Source organism: Bradyrhizobium sp. Crot121 (genome assembly GCF_059512385.1).
This window is the reverse complement of the sequence record NZ_JCAMOR010000021.1, coordinates 1-15,225: the sequence shown is the minus strand read 5'-3', so window position 1 is coordinate 15,225 and position 15,225 is coordinate 1. Positions and strand designations below refer to the sequence as shown.

The 15,225-nt window shown below is 63.8% G+C and carries 13 protein-coding genes; 8 read left to right on the top strand and 5 right to left on the bottom strand.

Annotated features, from left to right (window positions below):
- Positions 1 to 14: 14 nt before the first annotated feature.
- A complete protein-coding gene (gene feoB / locus AC5ZGW_RS19615; protein WP_130226274.1) occupies positions 15 to 1,886 on the top strand; it encodes a ferrous iron transporter B in 1,872 nt (623 codons plus the stop codon).
- 9 nt (positions 1,887 to 1,895) lie between these two features.
- Here feoB and AC5ZGW_RS19610 read toward each other — a convergent pair whose 3' ends face one another.
- Positions 1,896 to 3,203, bottom strand: a complete 1,308-nt coding sequence (locus tag AC5ZGW_RS19610; protein ID WP_130226275.1) for a sensor histidine kinase — start codon at positions 3,201 to 3,203, stop codon at positions 1,896 to 1,898.
- A complete protein-coding gene (locus tag AC5ZGW_RS19605) occupies positions 3,197 to 3,862 on the bottom strand; it encodes a response regulator transcription factor (protein ID WP_130226276.1) in 666 nt (221 codons plus the stop codon). Before AC5ZGW_RS19605 ends, AC5ZGW_RS19610 begins: the two co-directional genes overlap by 7 nt.
- Positions 3,863 to 4,326: 464 nt before the next feature.
- Here AC5ZGW_RS19605 and AC5ZGW_RS19600 point away from each other — a divergent pair, with 464 nt between their 5' ends.
- Positions 4,327 to 5,094, top strand: a complete 768-nt coding sequence (locus AC5ZGW_RS19600; RefSeq protein ID WP_130226277.1) for a COG4705 family protein — start codon at positions 4,327 to 4,329, stop codon at positions 5,092 to 5,094.
- A gap of 9 nt (positions 5,095 to 5,103) precedes the next feature.
- Here AC5ZGW_RS19600 and AC5ZGW_RS19595 read toward each other — a convergent pair whose 3' ends face one another.
- Both AC5ZGW_RS19595 and AC5ZGW_RS19590 read right to left on the bottom strand, forming a co-directional pair.
- Positions 5,104 to 5,802 carry an RlmE family RNA methyltransferase gene (locus AC5ZGW_RS19595; RefSeq protein WP_130226278.1) on the bottom strand — a complete coding sequence of 233 codons (699 nt, stop codon included), beginning with the start codon at positions 5,800 to 5,802 and terminating at the stop codon, positions 5,104 to 5,106.
- Positions 5,803 to 5,877: 75 nt separating this feature from the next.
- Positions 5,878 to 6,933 (bottom strand): Ppx/GppA phosphatase family protein, encoded by a 1,056-nt coding sequence (locus AC5ZGW_RS19590; protein WP_130226279.1) that lies wholly within the window; start codon positions 6,931 to 6,933, stop codon positions 5,878 to 5,880.
- A 196-nt stretch (positions 6,934 to 7,129) separates the two neighbouring features.
- Here AC5ZGW_RS19590 and AC5ZGW_RS19585 point away from each other — a divergent pair, with 196 nt between their 5' ends.
- Positions 7,130 to 9,505 (top strand): xanthine dehydrogenase family protein molybdopterin-binding subunit, encoded by a 2,376-nt coding sequence (locus tag AC5ZGW_RS19585; protein ID WP_130226280.1) that lies wholly within the window; start codon positions 7,130 to 7,132, stop codon positions 9,503 to 9,505.
- A gap of 148 nt (positions 9,506 to 9,653) precedes the next feature.
- Here AC5ZGW_RS19585 and AC5ZGW_RS19580 read toward each other — a convergent pair whose 3' ends face one another.
- Entirely contained in the window at positions 9,654 to 10,451 is a 798-nt protein-coding gene (locus AC5ZGW_RS19580; RefSeq protein ID WP_130226281.1) for a hotdog family protein, read from the bottom strand.
- A gap of 116 nt (positions 10,452 to 10,567) precedes the next feature.
- On the opposite strand from AC5ZGW_RS19580, the gene AC5ZGW_RS19575 reads away from it, so the two are divergent.
- The 5 genes from AC5ZGW_RS19575 (at position 10,568) to AC5ZGW_RS19555 (ending at position 15,062) form a co-directional block, all read left to right on the top strand.
- Entirely contained in the window at positions 10,568 to 11,080 is a 513-nt protein-coding gene (locus AC5ZGW_RS19575; protein WP_165435246.1) for a YaiI/YqxD family protein, read from the top strand.
- Complete coding sequence (locus tag AC5ZGW_RS19570) at positions 11,080 to 12,891, top strand: ABC-F family ATP-binding cassette domain-containing protein (protein ID WP_130226282.1); 1,812 nt, start codon at positions 11,080 to 11,082, stop codon at positions 12,889 to 12,891. Before AC5ZGW_RS19575 ends, AC5ZGW_RS19570 begins: the two co-directional genes overlap by 1 nt.
- Before the next feature lie 3 nt (positions 12,892 to 12,894).
- Complete coding sequence (locus AC5ZGW_RS19565) at positions 12,895 to 13,974, top strand: D-TA family PLP-dependent enzyme (protein ID WP_130226283.1); 1,080 nt, start codon at positions 12,895 to 12,897, stop codon at positions 13,972 to 13,974.
- Between the two features lie 256 nt (positions 13,975 to 14,230).
- Entirely contained in the window at positions 14,231 to 14,629 is a 399-nt protein-coding gene (locus AC5ZGW_RS19560; protein WP_130226284.1) for a hypothetical protein, read from the top strand.
- A 217-nt stretch (positions 14,630 to 14,846) separates the two neighbouring features.
- Entirely contained in the window at positions 14,847 to 15,062 is a 216-nt protein-coding gene (locus tag AC5ZGW_RS19555; RefSeq protein WP_165421176.1) for a hypothetical protein, read from the top strand.
- Positions 15,063 to 15,225: the final 163 nt, after the last annotated feature.

The window sequence follows — 15,225 nt, the reverse complement described above, 5'->3', positions numbered from 1 at the left end:
CGAGCTGTAACGCGATGGAAGCCCCACTGCTGCACCTGGCGCTAGTTGGCACGCCCAACAGCGGCAAGACCTCGCTTTTCAATGCGCTGACCGGCAGCCGCCAGAAGGTCGCGAACTATCCGGGCGTGACCGTCGAGCGCAAGGAAGGGTTTTTCGTCACCCCCGCCGGACGGCAGGTTTCGCTGGTAGACCTGCCCGGCACCTATTCGCTGCGCGGGCGCAGCCCGGACGAGGAAATCACCCGCGACATGGTGCTGGGCCGCACCCCTGGCGAGGCCGTCCCCGACCTCATCCTCTGTGTCGCGGACGCGACCAATTTGCGGCTGACGATCCGCCTGCTGCTGGAGCTGAAGAACACCGGCCGGCCGATGATGCTGGTGCTCAACATGTTCGACATTGCGGCCCGCCGCGGTGTGAGCGTGGACGTGCCTAAATTGTCCGAGGCGCTCGGCGTGCCCGTCGTGACCTCGATCGCGGTTCGCAAGGGCGGGATCGCGGAACTGTTGCGCCGAACCGACGAGATCGCGGCGCAGGAGCAGACACCCGTCGGGCCGAATCGATGGCAGCCCCTCACCGCCTCCGAGTTGCGCGCCACCCAGCGCGAGGCTGACCGCATCATCGCGTCCGCCGTCACGCTACCGGCCAAGCCCGACACCTGGACCGCCCGGATCGACGCGGTGGTGCTGCATCCGGTGGCGGGACTTTTCATCCTCGCACTGATCCTGTTCCTGATGTTCCAGGCCGTGTTCGCCTGGGCGCAGCCGCTGATGGAGCTGTTGTCCTCGGCCTTCGACGCGCTCGGCCAGTTCGTGCATGACACGCTGCCGGAAGGGCTGCTGCAGAGCTTCCTGCAGAACGGCGTCATCTCCGGCGTCGGCAGCGTGATCGTGTTCCTGCCGCAGATCATCATCATCTTCCTGTTCATTCTGCTGCTGGAAGATTTCGGCTACATGGCGCGCGCGGCGTTCCTGATGGACCGCATCATGGGCGGCGCCGGCCTGCACGGCCGCGCCTTCATTCCGCTTCTCTCGAGCTTTGCCTGCGCGATCCCCGGCATCATGGCGACGCGCGTGATCGACAACCGGCGCGACCGCCTGACCACCATCCTGATCGCGCCACTGATGACCTGCTCGGCACGCATTCCCGTGTACACGCTGATCATCTCGGCGTTCATTCCGGACCGCGATGTCTGGGGCTGGTTCAACCTGCGCGGCCTCGTCCTGTTCGGCCTCTATGCGGCTGGAATCACCAGCGCGCTCGGCGTCTCGTTCCTGGTCAAATTCTTCATGCTGCGCGATTACGCCCCTGCGCCCTTCATGCTCGAATTGCCCGACTACAAACTACCGCGGCTGAAGAGCATCGCCATCGGCGTCTACACGCGGGCGAAGATGTTCCTGCAGCGGGCCGGCACGACGATCTTCTCGATGATGGTGCTGATCTGGTTCCTGGCCTCATTCCCGACCGCGCCGGCCGGCGCCCAAGATCCCGCCATCGACTACAGCCTCGCCGCGATCATCGGCAAGGCGATCGAGCCACTGCTGGCGCCGCTCGGATTCAACTGGCAGATCGCGGTGGCGCTGATCCCCGGAATGGCCGCCCGCGAGGTCGCGGTGGCAGCGCTTGGCACCGTCTACGCCATCGAGGGCGGCAAGGAAGCCGCCGACCAGATCGGCCATGTGCTCGCCACCAAATGGAGCCTCGCCACCGCTTTGTCGCTGCTGGTCTGGTACATCTTCGCCCCCCAATGCGCCTCGACGCTCGCGGTGATCCGCCGCGAGACCGGCGGCTGGCGATGGATGGCAGTGACGTTCTTCTACATGCTGGCGCTGGCGTATCTGGCGAGTCTGGCGACCTACAATATCGCGGTCGCGCTTGGGGCGGGTTGACCCCCGAACCTATACGTTGCTCCTGCACGGCATCTTAATGGTCGCGCGAAGGCCCGATCGACCGGTTCCGTTGACGTTCTCGAACGCGATCGAGCCACCGTAACGATCGATGATCCGTTTCACGATCGAGAGTCCAAGCCCGGATCCCTCGCCTGTCGGCCGCTCACCTCGAAAGAACGGCTCGAAGATTCGATCGAGATCGCCCGGTGGAATTCCCGGCCCGGTGTCCTCGATCTGCAGGACCGCCATCTCGCCCTCACGATAGACTCCAAGGTCGATGCTTCCGCCATCAGGCGTGAACTTGACCGCGTTTTCGACGAGATTGCGCACAGCCGAGGCAAGCGACAACGCATCGCCGCTGACCGCAACAGCCTCGGCGATCCGAAAGCCCAGATCTATGTCTCGCGCAGCGGCTTCCGGCAAAATATCGGCGACGACTTCCTTCGCGACCTCGTCGAGAGCGACGGTCTCCCAAACCGCGACTTGCAGGGCATCCTGGCGCGCAAGTGCCAAGAGTTGCTCGAGCAGATGCTTGGTTCGCCGCATGCCGCTCTTCAACGCATCGAGACGGTCGCGCGCCTGCGGCGACATTTCACGCGGATCCAGATTTTCAGCCTGAAGGCTCAGCGCCGTAATCGGCGTCCGGAGTTCGTGGGCCGCGTCTGCGATAAACCGCCGCTGCTGCTCCATCATGCCGCGCATGCGATCCAGCAACCCGTTAATCGACACGAGAAACGGATGCAACTCGCTCGGCATTCCCGTCGCCTTCAATTCATGGATGTCGTCGCCCCTTCTCGCGTCGAGATCATGAGCCAGCCTGACCATCGGTTGGAACGAACTAGCGATCACCGCTGCTGTCACCAGCAGAAGACATGGAACCAGCGCGACGATCGGCAGCAACGTCCGCAACGCCATATTGCCTGCAATCTCGGTGCGGATCTCCGTGCGCTGCGTCACCGCGAATCGGCTGCCATCGGCCCGTGTGCGCAGCAACACCCGGATGGGCTGTCCTTTATAGGTGCCGTTGTGCAATCCATCCGGCAGCGTCCAGAGCTTACGCTCGTCGGCCGAGCCGCGTGGCGTCGCCCCCAGTTCGATGACTGCAACCTCTGCCTCCGCGTCGACACCGTTGACAGGTTGGCTTTCCCTGACCGAAGCGTTCAGTGCGAACGTACCGACCTGGATCAGGACCGAGTCCTGCATTTCGATCGTTTCGCTGTAGGCCCACAGATACGCGAAGGTGCCTCCGATCGCTCCCGTCAGCACGATGATCGCCGTGAGGCCGACGAACAGACGTGCGCGCAACGATTTCAGCATGTGGGACGATCCACCATCCACCCAACGCCGCGAACGTTCCTGATCGCAATGGCACCTAGCTTCTTGCGCACCGCGTGGATCAGGAATTCGACGGCGTTGCTTTCGACCTCCTCGGTCCAGCCGTAGATCTGCCGCTCCAGCTCGCCGCGGGACAGGATCGCACCGGGCCGCATCAGCAGCGCCTGAACCAGAGCGAATTCGCGTGCGCTCAGCACGGCTTTCTCACCCGAGAAGGTCGCCTCGCGCGTGGCCGGATCAAGGCAAAGGCGGCCGTTGGTGAGGACCGGCGGCGTACCGCTGCCTTCGCGCCGCAGGACAGCGCGCATGCGCGCCAGCAATTCGCCGATCTCGAATGGCTTGACCAGGTAGTCGTCGGCACCGAGATCGAGACCAGCCACGCGATCGCTCAAGGCGTCGCGCGCCGTCAGCACGATGACTGGAAGTCGCACACGCTCTGCTCGGACTCGTTTTAGAACCTCAAGACCGTCGATGAGGGGCAGGCCAAGATCAAGCAACGCGATATCGTATGTCTCGCTGTGGATCGCCTCGATGGCGAGATCGCCGTTCCTGACCCAGTCGACGGCGTAGGCGGCATCCTTCAGCGCCTCCAGAACGGCCGCGCCAATCATTTTGTCGTCTTCGACCAGTAGCACTCGCATGACGGCCGGCCCCCCTATGGCGCTTGCGGACCCGCATCGTTCGCGGCTGCGCCGGGGGTCTCGGCCATCGTAATGCCAGTGACCAGCGAGCAGGCTAGGCTCCGTGAACGGGACATCATCTTCCCTCTGGTTCTCCTGTCTCGGTCTGGCTCGCGCCCCGGAGCATGACAGCTCCGACTTAGCCGATACTTAGCTCCACTCCCGTTCATCCTCGGTACGATCCGGCTCCTAAGTCGGAGCTAAGTCTGGACAGGTACGCTCCATTCGAAGTTCGGCAAGACCGCCGGATATCCCGATTGGAGTTCCGCAAAGTGTCCGACGCACTGGCGCGCCGATGCTGAACAAGGTCCCCGAAGTCACACTAGTCTTCTGGGTGATCAAGATCATGTCAACGACGGTCGGCGCGCGCCGAAGCCGCCGCCTCGAAGCTCGGAGCCTTGGGCTTGGGCCGGAGTGAAGAGCCGATGGAATTCATCAACAAGAACGGCCGTGTCGACGATACCGGCAAGGTGCCGGCCGTTTCGTTGGGCTTTTGGATCGTCAAGATCCTGGCTACGACGCTGGGCGAAACCGGCGGCGATGCCGTGACGATGTCGATGGGTCTCGGCTACCTGGTTGGGACGGCGATTTTCGCCATCGTCTTTGCCGTGGTGGTCGCCGCCCAGATCGGCGCGAAGCGGTTCCATCCGTTCCTCTATTGGACGGTCATCATCGCAACGACAACCGTCGGCACGACGCTGGCGGACTTCGTGGACCGGTCACTCGGGATCGGCTATCTCGGCGGGTCCTCGCTGCTTGCGGCACTGCTCGTCGCATCGCTGGCGGTCTGGCATCGAACGATGGGGTCGGTCTCGATTGCATCGATCGACAACAAGGCGGCGGAAGCCTTCTATTGGGTCACGATCCTGTTTTCGCAAACGCTCGGGACGGCGCTCGGAGACTGGATGGCTGATACAACCGGGCTTGGCTATCGCGGCGGCGCCCTGGTCTTCGCAACAGGCATTGCCGTCGTCGCGGCCGCATATCTTTGGACCAATCTGTCCAGGACGATGCTCTTCTGGATCGCCTTCGTGCTGACCCGGCCTCTTGGAGCGACCGTGGGCGATTTCCTGGACAAGCCGCTCGATCACGGCGGCTTGGCTCTCAGCCGATATGCGGCTTCAGGTGCCCTCGCAGCCGCCATCGCGGCGCTGGTCTTGCTCCTGCCGCAACGAGCGGGCCAGCGAGCCTGACCCGATCCGTCATGAACGTCCTTCGGTCTTTGTGACACCGCGAAATCCCGTCGCCACCACGTAACGCTCCGACGAATCCTGCCGGCTGGCGGCGGGCTTTACGTGGCGGATGGTCGAGAAGTCGCGCTTCAACTGCGCGAGTAGTTCGGCGTCGGCGCCGCTCTGAAACACCTTTGCAAGGAACGCGCCGCCGGGGCTGAGCACGTCGCAGGCGAAGGCTGCGGCGGTCTCGACCAGGCCGACGATCCGGAGTTGATCTGTCTTGCGGTGACCGGTGGTGTTGGCGGCCATGTCGGACATCACGACATCGGCGCGGCCGCCCATCATCGCGATCAGTTTTTCCGGCGCGTCGTTGTCAAGGAAATCGAGCTGCGCGAAGGTGACGCCGGGGATCTCCCCCATTTCCAGGACGTCGATCGCGATCACCTTGCCCTTGCCATCGGCTGCGCCGACGCGCTTAGCCGCGACCTGGCTCCAGCCGCCGGGCGCAGCGCCGAGGTCGACGACAGTCATGCCCGGCTTGAGCAGACGATATTTGTCGTCGATCTCGGTCAGCTTGAAGGCCGCGCGCGAACGGTAGCCCTGCGCCTTGGCTTTCGCGACATAGGGATCGTTGAGCTGGCGTTCCAGCCAGAGTTTTGAGGACAATTTCCGCTTGCCGCCGCTCTTCACCGTGACGTGCAGCCGGCCGGTCGAATCTTTCGCCATAAGTGTCTCTGGATTCTCTTTGTTGGAGCATGATCTTGTCGGAAAACCGGTTCCCACTTTTCCGGATCACGCTCGTTACGGCACGTGCAGGCACGACTTCAGCGCGCCGTCCTCGCGCATCATCTCGACCAGCATGCCCTCGCGCAGGCCGCGGTCGGCGACGCGCAGCCGCGGCAGCGGGAATGCGTTCCTGATGGCATCGAGGATCGCGCAGCCCGCAAGCACGAGGTCGGCGCGCTCGATGCTGATGCAGCTATTATTGATGCGCTCCTCATAGCTCATGCCAAGCAGATTTTGAATCGTCGCAGTCACGTCGGCGTCGCTCATCCAGATGCCATCGATGCGTCGGCGATCGTAGCGCGGCAGATTGAGGAATACGCCGGCAAGGGTCGTCACCGTGCCCGACGTGCCCAGCAGATGCATGTCGCGCAAATCGGAGCCGTGCTCGGTCGCGAACGGGGCGACATATTGCGCGACCTCGGCGACCATCCGCGCATACAACTCTTTTGTGACATTGCGACCGCCGAATTGCTCGGCAAGGCTGACCACACCGAACGGGATCGACATCCAGGCCTTGATCCAGGGCGCAGCATCCGGCCTTGCCGGATCGCGCTCGATCCGCACCAGTTCGGTCGAGCCGCCGCCGATGTCGAACAGGACCGCGCCGCGGCCCCTTCGGTCGAGCAGCGGCGAGCAGCCGATCACGGCCAGCGTCGCCTCGGTCTCGCGGTCGATCACCTCGAGCTTGATACCGGTCTCGGCGGCGACGCGGGCGCGGAAACTGTCGGCATTGGCGGCGGCACGGCAGGCCTCGGTCGCGATCAGCCGCAGGCGCCTCGCCTTGCGGTAGCGGATCTTGTCGCTGCAGATCGAGAGCGCGGCGATCGCGCGCTCGATTGCGGCGTCGCTGATGGAACCGGTCGCCGAAATGCCCTCGCCGAGCCGAATGATGCGGGAAAAAGAGTCGACCACGCGGAACCCGTCCCCGGTGGGACAGGCGATCAGGAGCCTGCAATTGTTGGTGCCAAGGTCAAGCGCGGCGTAAACGCCGCTTTCGACGGCCGCCGTAGCCAACCCTGACGGGCTCTCGCGGGCCGAAAGGCCGACGCAAGGCCGCGTGTCATCCTTCATCAACACTGTCTTTCCGCGCGGCACCCGGCCCGCCGAAGAATTTCCGTTCACGGAAACTTTAGCAGCGCCAAAGGCCTACGCAACAAATCATCACACGCGACATGCCTAATCGGGCGTTGTCGCTTACATCACGCTACGTTATCTGGTCGAAACACCGCGAAATTGCTCCAAATCGCGGCATTTCAGGTTATTTACCATGCAAGATCACACATCTTCCGCGGCCCTCGAAAACGCTATCGCACTGCAAAAATACGGTGTCGGGCAACCGGTCCGCCGCAAGGAGGACGACACGCTGGTGCGCGGCAACGGCAAATACACCGACGATTTCTCCCTGCCCGGCCAAGCCTATTGCTGGATGGTGCGCTCCTCCCACGCCCACGGCGTCATCAAGGGGATCGACACCGCCGCCGCCAGGGCGATGCCGGGCGTGCTTGGGGTGTGGACCGGGGCCGACCTCGCGGCCGCCAACTACAACCCGTTCACCTGCGGCATGCCGCTGAAGAGCCGGGATGGCTCGCCGCTGCAGCAGACCAACCGCCTGCCGCTGCCGACCGACAAGGTCCGCTTCGTCGGCGATCCCGTCGCCTTCGTGGTGGCTGAAACGGCCGCGCAGGCGCGCGATGCGGCCGAAGCCGTCGAGGTCGACATCGAATCGCTGCCGGCGGTGACCGATGCCGCCGAGGCCGCCCAGCCCGGCGCGCCGCAGCTCTACGACCACATCCCGAACAATGTCGCGCTCGACTACCACTATGGCGACACCGACAAGATCAATGTTGCCTTCGCCAGCGCCGCGCATGTGACGAAGCTCGACATCGTCAATACCCGCGTCGCTGTCGTCTCGATGGAGCCGCGCGTGGCGCTTGCGGCCTACGACAAGACAACCGAGCGCTATACGCTGCAGGTGCCGACCCAGGGCGTCTCCGGCAACAAGACGACCTTGGCAAAAATCCTCAACGTGCCGCCGGAGAAAGTGCGGATTCTCACCGCCAATGTCGGCGGCTCCTTCGGCATGAAGAATCTCAGCTATCCCGAGTATGCCTGCATCGCGCATGCGGCGAAGGAGCTCGGACGTCCCGTGAAATGGACCGACGAGCGCTCGACCAGCTTCCTCTCGGACAGCCAGGGCCGCGCCCAGCTCATCCATGCCGAGCTGGCGCTCGATGCCGACGGCAAGTTCCTGGCGGTGCGGCTCTCCGGTTATGGCAATCTCGGCGCCTACATCACCGGCGTCGCGCCCGGGCCGCTGTCGCTCAACACCGGCAAGAATCTGGCCAGCGTCTACCGCACGCCGCTGCTCGGCGTCGACATCAAGACGGTGCTGACAAACACCACCTTGATGGGCGCCTACCGCGGCGCCGGCCGGCCGGAGGCCAATTACTACATGGAGCGGCTGATCGATAAGGCCGCCGACGAGATGGGCATGAACCGGCTCACCTTGCGGAAGCGCAATTTCATCAAGCCGTCGCAACTGCCCTTCCCGGCCGCATCAGGCGTCACCTATGACAGCGGCGATTTCCAGGGCGTGTTCGAGAAGGCGCTGGAGATTTCGGACTACGAGAATTTCGGCAAGCGCAAGCGGGAGAGCAAGAAGAACGGCAAATTGCGCGGCATCGCGGTCGGCTCCTACCTTGAGGTCACCGCGCCGCCGAGCGGCGAGCTCGGCAAGATCACCTTCGATCCGGATGGCTCTGTGACGCTCACCACCGGCACGCTCGACTACGGCCAGGGCCATGCCACGCCATTCGCGCAGGTGCTGTCGGACCAGCTCGGCGTGCCCTTCGATAAGATCAAGCTTGAGCAAGGCGACAGCGATCTGGTGCGGTTCGGCAACGGCACCGGCGGCTCGCGCTCGATCACCGCGACCGGACAGGCCATCGTCGAGGCGTCCGCGCTCGTCGTCGAGAAGGGCAAGAAAGCGGCCGGACATGTGATGGAAGCATCCGAAGCCGACATCGAATTTACCGGCGGCCGCTTCACCATCGCCGGCACCGACCGCTCGATCGGCATCATGGAGCTCGCGCAGCGGATGCGTGAGGGCCAGATTGCCGACGGCGGGCCTGATACGCTCGACGTCGACCACGCCACCAAGGAGACGCCGTCCACCTTCCCGAACGGCTGCCACGTCGCGGAGGTCGAGATCGACCCGGACACCGGCGTGATCAGGATCGTGCGCTACACCGGCGTCAACGACTTCGGCACCATCGTCAATCCGATGATCGTCGCGGGACAGTTGCATGGCGGCGTCGCGCAAGGCATCGGCCAGGCGCTGATGGAAGAGGTCAATTACGACGCCTCCGGCCAGCCGATCACCGGCTCGTTCATGGACTACGCGCTGCCGCGCGCCGAGGACATTCCGCCCATGGCGGTCGGCGATCATCCCTCGCCGGCGAAGAGCAATCCGCTCGGCACCAAAGGCTGCGGCGAGGCCGGCTGCGCGGGCAGCCTTGCCACGGTGGTGAATGCGGTGGTGGATGCGCTGTCGGAATACGGCATCAAGCACATCAACATGCCGCTGACGCCGGAAAAAGTGTGGCGCGCGATCGAGGATGCGAAGAAGGCGCAGGCGGCCTGACGCTTCAGCGGGGCAGGCGGCAATGGCGGCAGAAGCCTACAACCACCAACACTCGTCATGCGCGGGCTTGACCCGCGCATCCATCTCCAGAGCAGAGTCTTTCAAGCGTGATGGATTGCCGGGTCAAGCCCGGCAATGACGCGTCGAATCACGCCGCGGCCTGCTCTCGTGGTTGATAGATCGCGATGTGCCAGCAATACGCCAGCGGCGTGGTGCCGTTGGCGACCACGATCGCGTCGAGCTCGACGAAGCGGTGGCCCTTCTTGTCATAGTTCGCAGTGACCTTCGCGCGGGCCGTCAGCTCATCGCCGGTCTTCGCGGCCGAGAGGAGCTGCATCCGGCTGCCGACGTGAATCCAGGGGCCGAGGATGGCGTTGTCCACCAGGAGCTTGTTCATCACCTTCTGCAGCATGCCGGGATGGCCGAGCTTCTCGCGCGTGTAGATCGTGTCGGTTTCCCTGATATCGGCGAGATATCCCGCCGCAGCGTCACCCGCCCAGGTGTACGGCCGGGTGCCGAGCCATTTGCCGACTTCGTAGGACGAGGCATTCACCGGCTTGCGCTCGGCGACTGCGGCGACCTCGATGTAATCCTTGACCGAAACAGCGGGCGCCGCAGCCGGCAACGACGCGCTGCCGGTGGCGCAAAGCTCTCCGCGGCTGAACACCTCGATCGACAGCGCGCCATTGCGCGCCTCGCCCCTCACCTCGGCCTGTTCGCCATCATAGACCGGCTTGAGGAAACGCGCGTCGATCAAGCCGCGCCCGAGGAAATCGCGGCCCCATGTCGCAACCGGTAGGTGCATCATATAGGCCATCACGTCGACGCCGGGGACCAGCCCGCCCGAGAAGCCGTACCGCCGCGCCACCGCATCGTCATGGATCTTGTTCTCGGACTCTTTCGAGGTGTTATAGGCCGAGACCCGGTAAGTTTGCGGATTGCTCATGGGTTCCCTCTTATTTTGGTTGTTTTTCTGACGGGATCGTACGCCATCAACCGTCCGTGGCAAGCCTGTGGGCGGCCTCGCAATTTTCCGCCCGATGGGTTACATGCGGCCCACGAATGAACCGCCAAACAGTGATGCCGACTGAAAACCCCACCCGCATCTATGTCGATGCCGACGCCTGTCCGGTGAAGGACGAGGTCTATCGCGTCGCGCTCCGGCACGGACTTGCCGTCAGCGTGGTCGCTGGCAATTTCATCCGCGTGCCGCAGGACCCGCTGATCGAACGCGTCGCCGCCGGTTCCGGCATAAACGCCGCGGATGACTGGATCGCCGAGCGCGCCGGAGATGGCGACATCGTCATCACCGCGGATATTCCGCTGGCGAGCCGCTGTGTGAAGGCGGGCGCAGACGTGATTGCGCCGAACGGCAAACCGTTCACGGAGCAGTCGATCGGCATGACGCTGGCGATGCGCAATCTGATGACCGACCTGCGCTCGTCGGGCGAGATCACCGGCGGACCACGATCGTTCTCGCCGCGCGACCGCTCGGCGTTCCTCTCGGCACTCGACACCGCGATCCGCCGCATCCAGCGCCGCCGCGCCGAACAAACCGTAACGGGACAAAACTGATGGCGCCGCCCCTGATCCAGCTCAAGGACATCAGGCTGACGTTCGGCGGCACGCCGCTGCTCACGGGCGTCGAGCTCTCGGTCTCGGCCGAAGAGCGCGTGTGCCTGATCGGGCGCAACGGCTCCGGCAAATCGACGCTGCTCAAGATCGCGGCCGGTTTGGTCGAGCCTGACGCCGGCAGCCGTTTCGTGCAGCCCGGCGCGACCATCCGCTATCTGCCGCAGGAGCCGGATTTCGGCGATCACGCCACCACGCTCGCCTATGTGGAAGCCGGTCTTGGACCCGGCGATGACCATTATCAGGCGCGCTATCTGCTCGAGCAGCTCGGACTGCACGGCGACGAAGATCCCGCCCATCTCTCCGGCGGCGAGGCGCGTCGCGCGGCGCTCGCGCGGGCACTAGCGCCCTCGCCCGACATCCTGCTGCTGGACGAGCCGACCAACCATCTGGATCTGCCGACCATCGAATGGCTGGAAGGCGAATTGCAGAACCGGCGCTCGGCGCTGGTGCTGATCAGCCACGACCGCCGCTTCCTCACCAATTTGTCGCGCGCGACCGCCTGGCTCGACCGCGGCCAGATCAGGCAGATCGACCGCGGCTTCGGCGCATTCGAGGCCTGGCGCGACGAGGTGCTGGCCGAGGAAGAGCGCGATCAGCACAAGCTCGACCGCAAGATCGTCAACGAGGAGCACTGGCTGCGCTACGGCGTCTCCGGACGACGCAAGCGCAACGTCAAGCGGCTTGCCAATCTGCATACGCTGCGCGCGCAGCGGCGGAACTATCGCGGCACCGCGGGCAGCGCCAATCTCGCTGCTGCCGAGGCAGACAAATCCGGACGGCTGGTGATCGAGGCGAAGAGCATCGGCAAGGCATTCGGCGAGCGCAACATCGTGGAGGATTTCTCGATCCGCATCCAGCGCGGCGACCGCGTCGGCATCGTCGGCCCGAACGGCGCCGGCAAGACCACGCTGGTCAACCTGCTGACCGGCGCGGAGGCACCCGATGCCGGCAGCGTGCGGCTCGGCGTGAACCTTGAAATGGCAACGCTCGACCAGCACCGCGAAAGCCTCGATCCGAAATCGACGCTGTCGGAAGCCCTGACCGGCGGTCGCGGCGACCATGTGATGGTCGGCGGCAAGCCGAAGCATGTCGTCAGCTACATGAAGGACTTCCTGTTCTCGCAGGAGCAGATCCGCACACCACTGGAAGTGCTCTCCGGCGGCGAGCGCGGCCGGCTGATGCTGGCTCGCGCACTTGCAAAACCCTCGAACCTCCTGGTGCTGGACGAGCCGACCAACGATCTCGATCTCGAAACCCTCGACGTGCTCGAGGAGATGCTCGGCGATTACGAGGGCACGGTGATCCTGATCAGCCATGATCGCGACTTCCTCGATCGCGTGGTGACGTCAGTGATCGTGCCCGAGGGCGATGGCCGCTGGATCGAATATGCGGGCGGCTACACCGACATGCTGGCGCAGCGCGGCGCGGATCTGAAGCGCGAGGCAGTAAAGACGACGGTTGTCGAGGAGAAAAAGGGAACGAAGGCCGCGGCGCCGACGGCTACGCCAAAGCGGCGGCTGAGCTTCAACGAGAAGCACGCGCTGGAGACATTGCCGAAGACGATCGAGAAATTGCACGCGGAAATCGCAAAGCAGCAGAAGCTGCTTGACGATCCCAACCTCTACGCGAAGGATCGCAAGACATTCGACGACGCCTCCGCCGCGATCGCCAAGGCGCAGCAGGAGCTTTCCGCCGCCGAAGACCGCTGGCTCGAACTCGAAGTGCTGCGCGAAGAAATTGAACAGGCATAATCCATGACCAATCCCCTCGCCGCAAAAATCGCCCGCGACTATGGCACGCCTTGCGCCGTCATCGACATGGACCGCGTCGAACGCAACATCGCGCGAATCCAGGCGGCGTGCGATGCGGCCGGCGTGGCGCATCGTCCGCATATCAAGACCCACAAGAACCCGATGCTGGCGCAGATGCAGATCGCGGCCGGTGCCAAGGGCATCACCTGCCAGAAGCTCGGCGAGGCCGAGATCATGGCAGAGGCCGGGATCTCCGACATCCTGATCAGCTACAATTTGCTGGGCGACGAGAAGATGGCGCGGCTGGGCGCGCTGCAGGGGAAAGCAAACGTCACCGTAGCGGCGGACAATTCGGTTGTCGTCGCCGACCTGCCGAAGGCTGCGGCTGCGTCGGGCCGCACGCTGTCGGTCGTGGTCGAATGCGATACGGGGCGCAAGCGCGCCGGCGTCGAGACGCCGACCGAGGCGGTCGCGTTGGCGCGGGAGATCGCCGGCAGCCAGGGGCTGCAATTTGCGGGCTTCATGCTGTATCCGACCGAGACCGGCTGGGCGGACGCGCAGAAATTCTTCGACGAAGCGCTGGCCGGCGTGCGTGCACACGGCCTTGACGCGACCATCGTGTCGACCGGCGGCACGCCGAACCTGAAGAATCTCGGCAAGCTGAAGGGCGCGACCGAGCATCGCTTCGGCACCTATATCTACAACGACCGCATGCAGGTCGCGGCCGGCGTAGCCACCTGGGACGACTGCGCGCTGCACATCTATTCGACGGTGGTGAGCCGCGCCGCACCCGAGCGCGGCATCCTCGATGCCGGCTCGAAGACGCTGACCACCGATACCGGCGGGCTCGAAGGCCACGGGCTGATCCTCGAACATCCCGAGGCCAGGATCGCGCGCTTCGCCGAGGAGCATGGCTTCCTCGATCTCTCCCGCAGCAACACCCGTCCCAATGTCGGCGACGTCGTCCGCATCGTGCCCAATCACGTCTGCGTCGTCGTCAACATGATGGACGAAGTGGTAATGGTGCGCGGCGAAGAGATCATCGGCACACTGCCGATCGCGGCGCGCGGGAAGCTGCGCTAGCTAGAGCAGTCACGGCACCCTTCCCCGCTGGTTCTCCTCGAACCAGCATCGCCCATTCCACATATGCCTCTCTCCTCTTGAATCGGCGCCTGGGCATCCGGTCGACTGCAGCACTCATATGGCAGAGGCGCTGTCTAATTCACGCGTTATCCAGGACGCGCTCCTACAACGACAGCTTGCAGGCATAAAGTGCTACGACTAAAGTGACTGACTAGCGCCGTACTCCAAATGATTTTCATTAGGGAGGAATTGACCGGTGGCCATCATCAGGAAAGTGCAGACACCTCAGGGTGTGGAAAATAGAGACATCACGCAGCCAACCCTTTCTTACCCCGACACCGACCTTCCCAGAGTGATCGTTGAGGTGTGGAACAACCGTCGACACATGTTGGATCGGAATCCCCCCGACAGCAACATTCCGACGCAACAGGCCGTGGATGAGGCTACAGAACTGATTAATCGAGAGACCGGCATGGCACTGAGGCGTGCCGTCATCATCACCGAAAGAGAGCACGATAATCACTATGTCATGCAAGACGACGACGAAATCGTCTTTGTGCTGCCGAACCCAAGCCGGATAATCGGCGGCGCAAGCCAACATCAGCTTCTCGAATCTGCCAAGCTGCTGATGGCTTGTACGCCGAACGGGATTTAGGCATGGGCCCTGATGAGATATTCGAGCGGCCGCCTACAATGCGGGCGCTCGTTTTCTCTCTCGCAATTGAGCAAAGTGGCTCGTGCTAATCGACAAGCATTCGTAGCATTGCGGCGAGCGCTACATTTCAGCGCTGACTGATCCACAGGGCTTGAAGGTTTGAAGCGAGTGCCCGTGCAAGCACCCTTCATGTTTCTGGGCGTAGGCAAGCACGCCCATGACAATCAAAGCCACCACGACCAATCCGGCTACGAGGTTCTGCACCATGGCTGCCACTCCAGCTCAACTCATGACCAAGGCGACCAGCGCGATCGTGCCCCGGCGCGATCGTGGGATCAACGCCGGGGCGCGCTTCCTCTCCGCCGACCGGGGCTGGGGGCTGAGTGGTCAGCGAGAGGTCGCGCTGCCAAGGAGAGCACAACCGTCGAACTGATGGCAGTTAAAACTGTGCCGCGCTGCCCAAAAAATGCCGACGTCCACGGATGTCGCGACGCAAACCGGTGCACCGCGATTGAGTTTCGTAGATGGGGTAACGGGCCGCGGTCTGCCCTCCAAGCAAGCCGCGCTTGCTACGGCGCTATGGGTGGCGCGCTGCG

What these genes read in the sequence shown, in the direction of transcription:
- feoB (WP_130226274.1), top strand. Translation starts at nt 15, where the DNA reads ATGGAAGCCCCACTGCTGCACCTGGCGCTAGTTGGCACGCCCAACAGC.
- AC5ZGW_RS19610 (WP_130226275.1), bottom strand. Translation starts at nt 3,203, where the DNA reads ATGCTGAAATCGTTGCGCGCACGTCTGTTCGTCGGCCTCACGGCGATC.
- AC5ZGW_RS19605 (WP_130226276.1), bottom strand. Translation starts at nt 3,862, where the DNA reads ATGCGAGTGCTACTGGTCGAAGACGACAAAATGATTGGCGCGGCCGTT.
- AC5ZGW_RS19600 (WP_130226277.1), top strand. Translation starts at nt 4,327, where the DNA reads ATGGAATTCATCAACAAGAACGGCCGTGTCGACGATACCGGCAAGGTG.
- AC5ZGW_RS19595 (WP_130226278.1), bottom strand. Translation starts at nt 5,802, where the DNA reads ATGGCGAAAGATTCGACCGGCCGGCTGCACGTCACGGTGAAGAGCGGC.
- AC5ZGW_RS19590 (WP_130226279.1), bottom strand. Translation starts at nt 6,933, where the DNA reads ATGAAGGATGACACGCGGCCTTGCGTCGGCCTTTCGGCCCGCGAGAGC.
- AC5ZGW_RS19585 (WP_130226280.1), top strand. Translation starts at nt 7,130, where the DNA reads ATGCAAGATCACACATCTTCCGCGGCCCTCGAAAACGCTATCGCACTG.
- AC5ZGW_RS19580 (WP_130226281.1), bottom strand. Translation starts at nt 10,451, where the DNA reads ATGAGCAATCCGCAAACTTACCGGGTCTCGGCCTATAACACCTCGAAA.
- AC5ZGW_RS19575 (WP_165435246.1), top strand. Translation starts at nt 10,568, where the DNA reads ATGAACCGCCAAACAGTGATGCCGACTGAAAACCCCACCCGCATCTAT.
- AC5ZGW_RS19570 (WP_130226282.1), top strand. Translation starts at nt 11,080, where the DNA reads ATGGCGCCGCCCCTGATCCAGCTCAAGGACATCAGGCTGACGTTCGGC.
- AC5ZGW_RS19565 (WP_130226283.1), top strand. Translation starts at nt 12,895, where the DNA reads ATGACCAATCCCCTCGCCGCAAAAATCGCCCGCGACTATGGCACGCCT.
- AC5ZGW_RS19555 (WP_165421176.1), top strand. Translation starts at nt 14,847, where the DNA reads ATGACAATCAAAGCCACCACGACCAATCCGGCTACGAGGTTCTGCACC.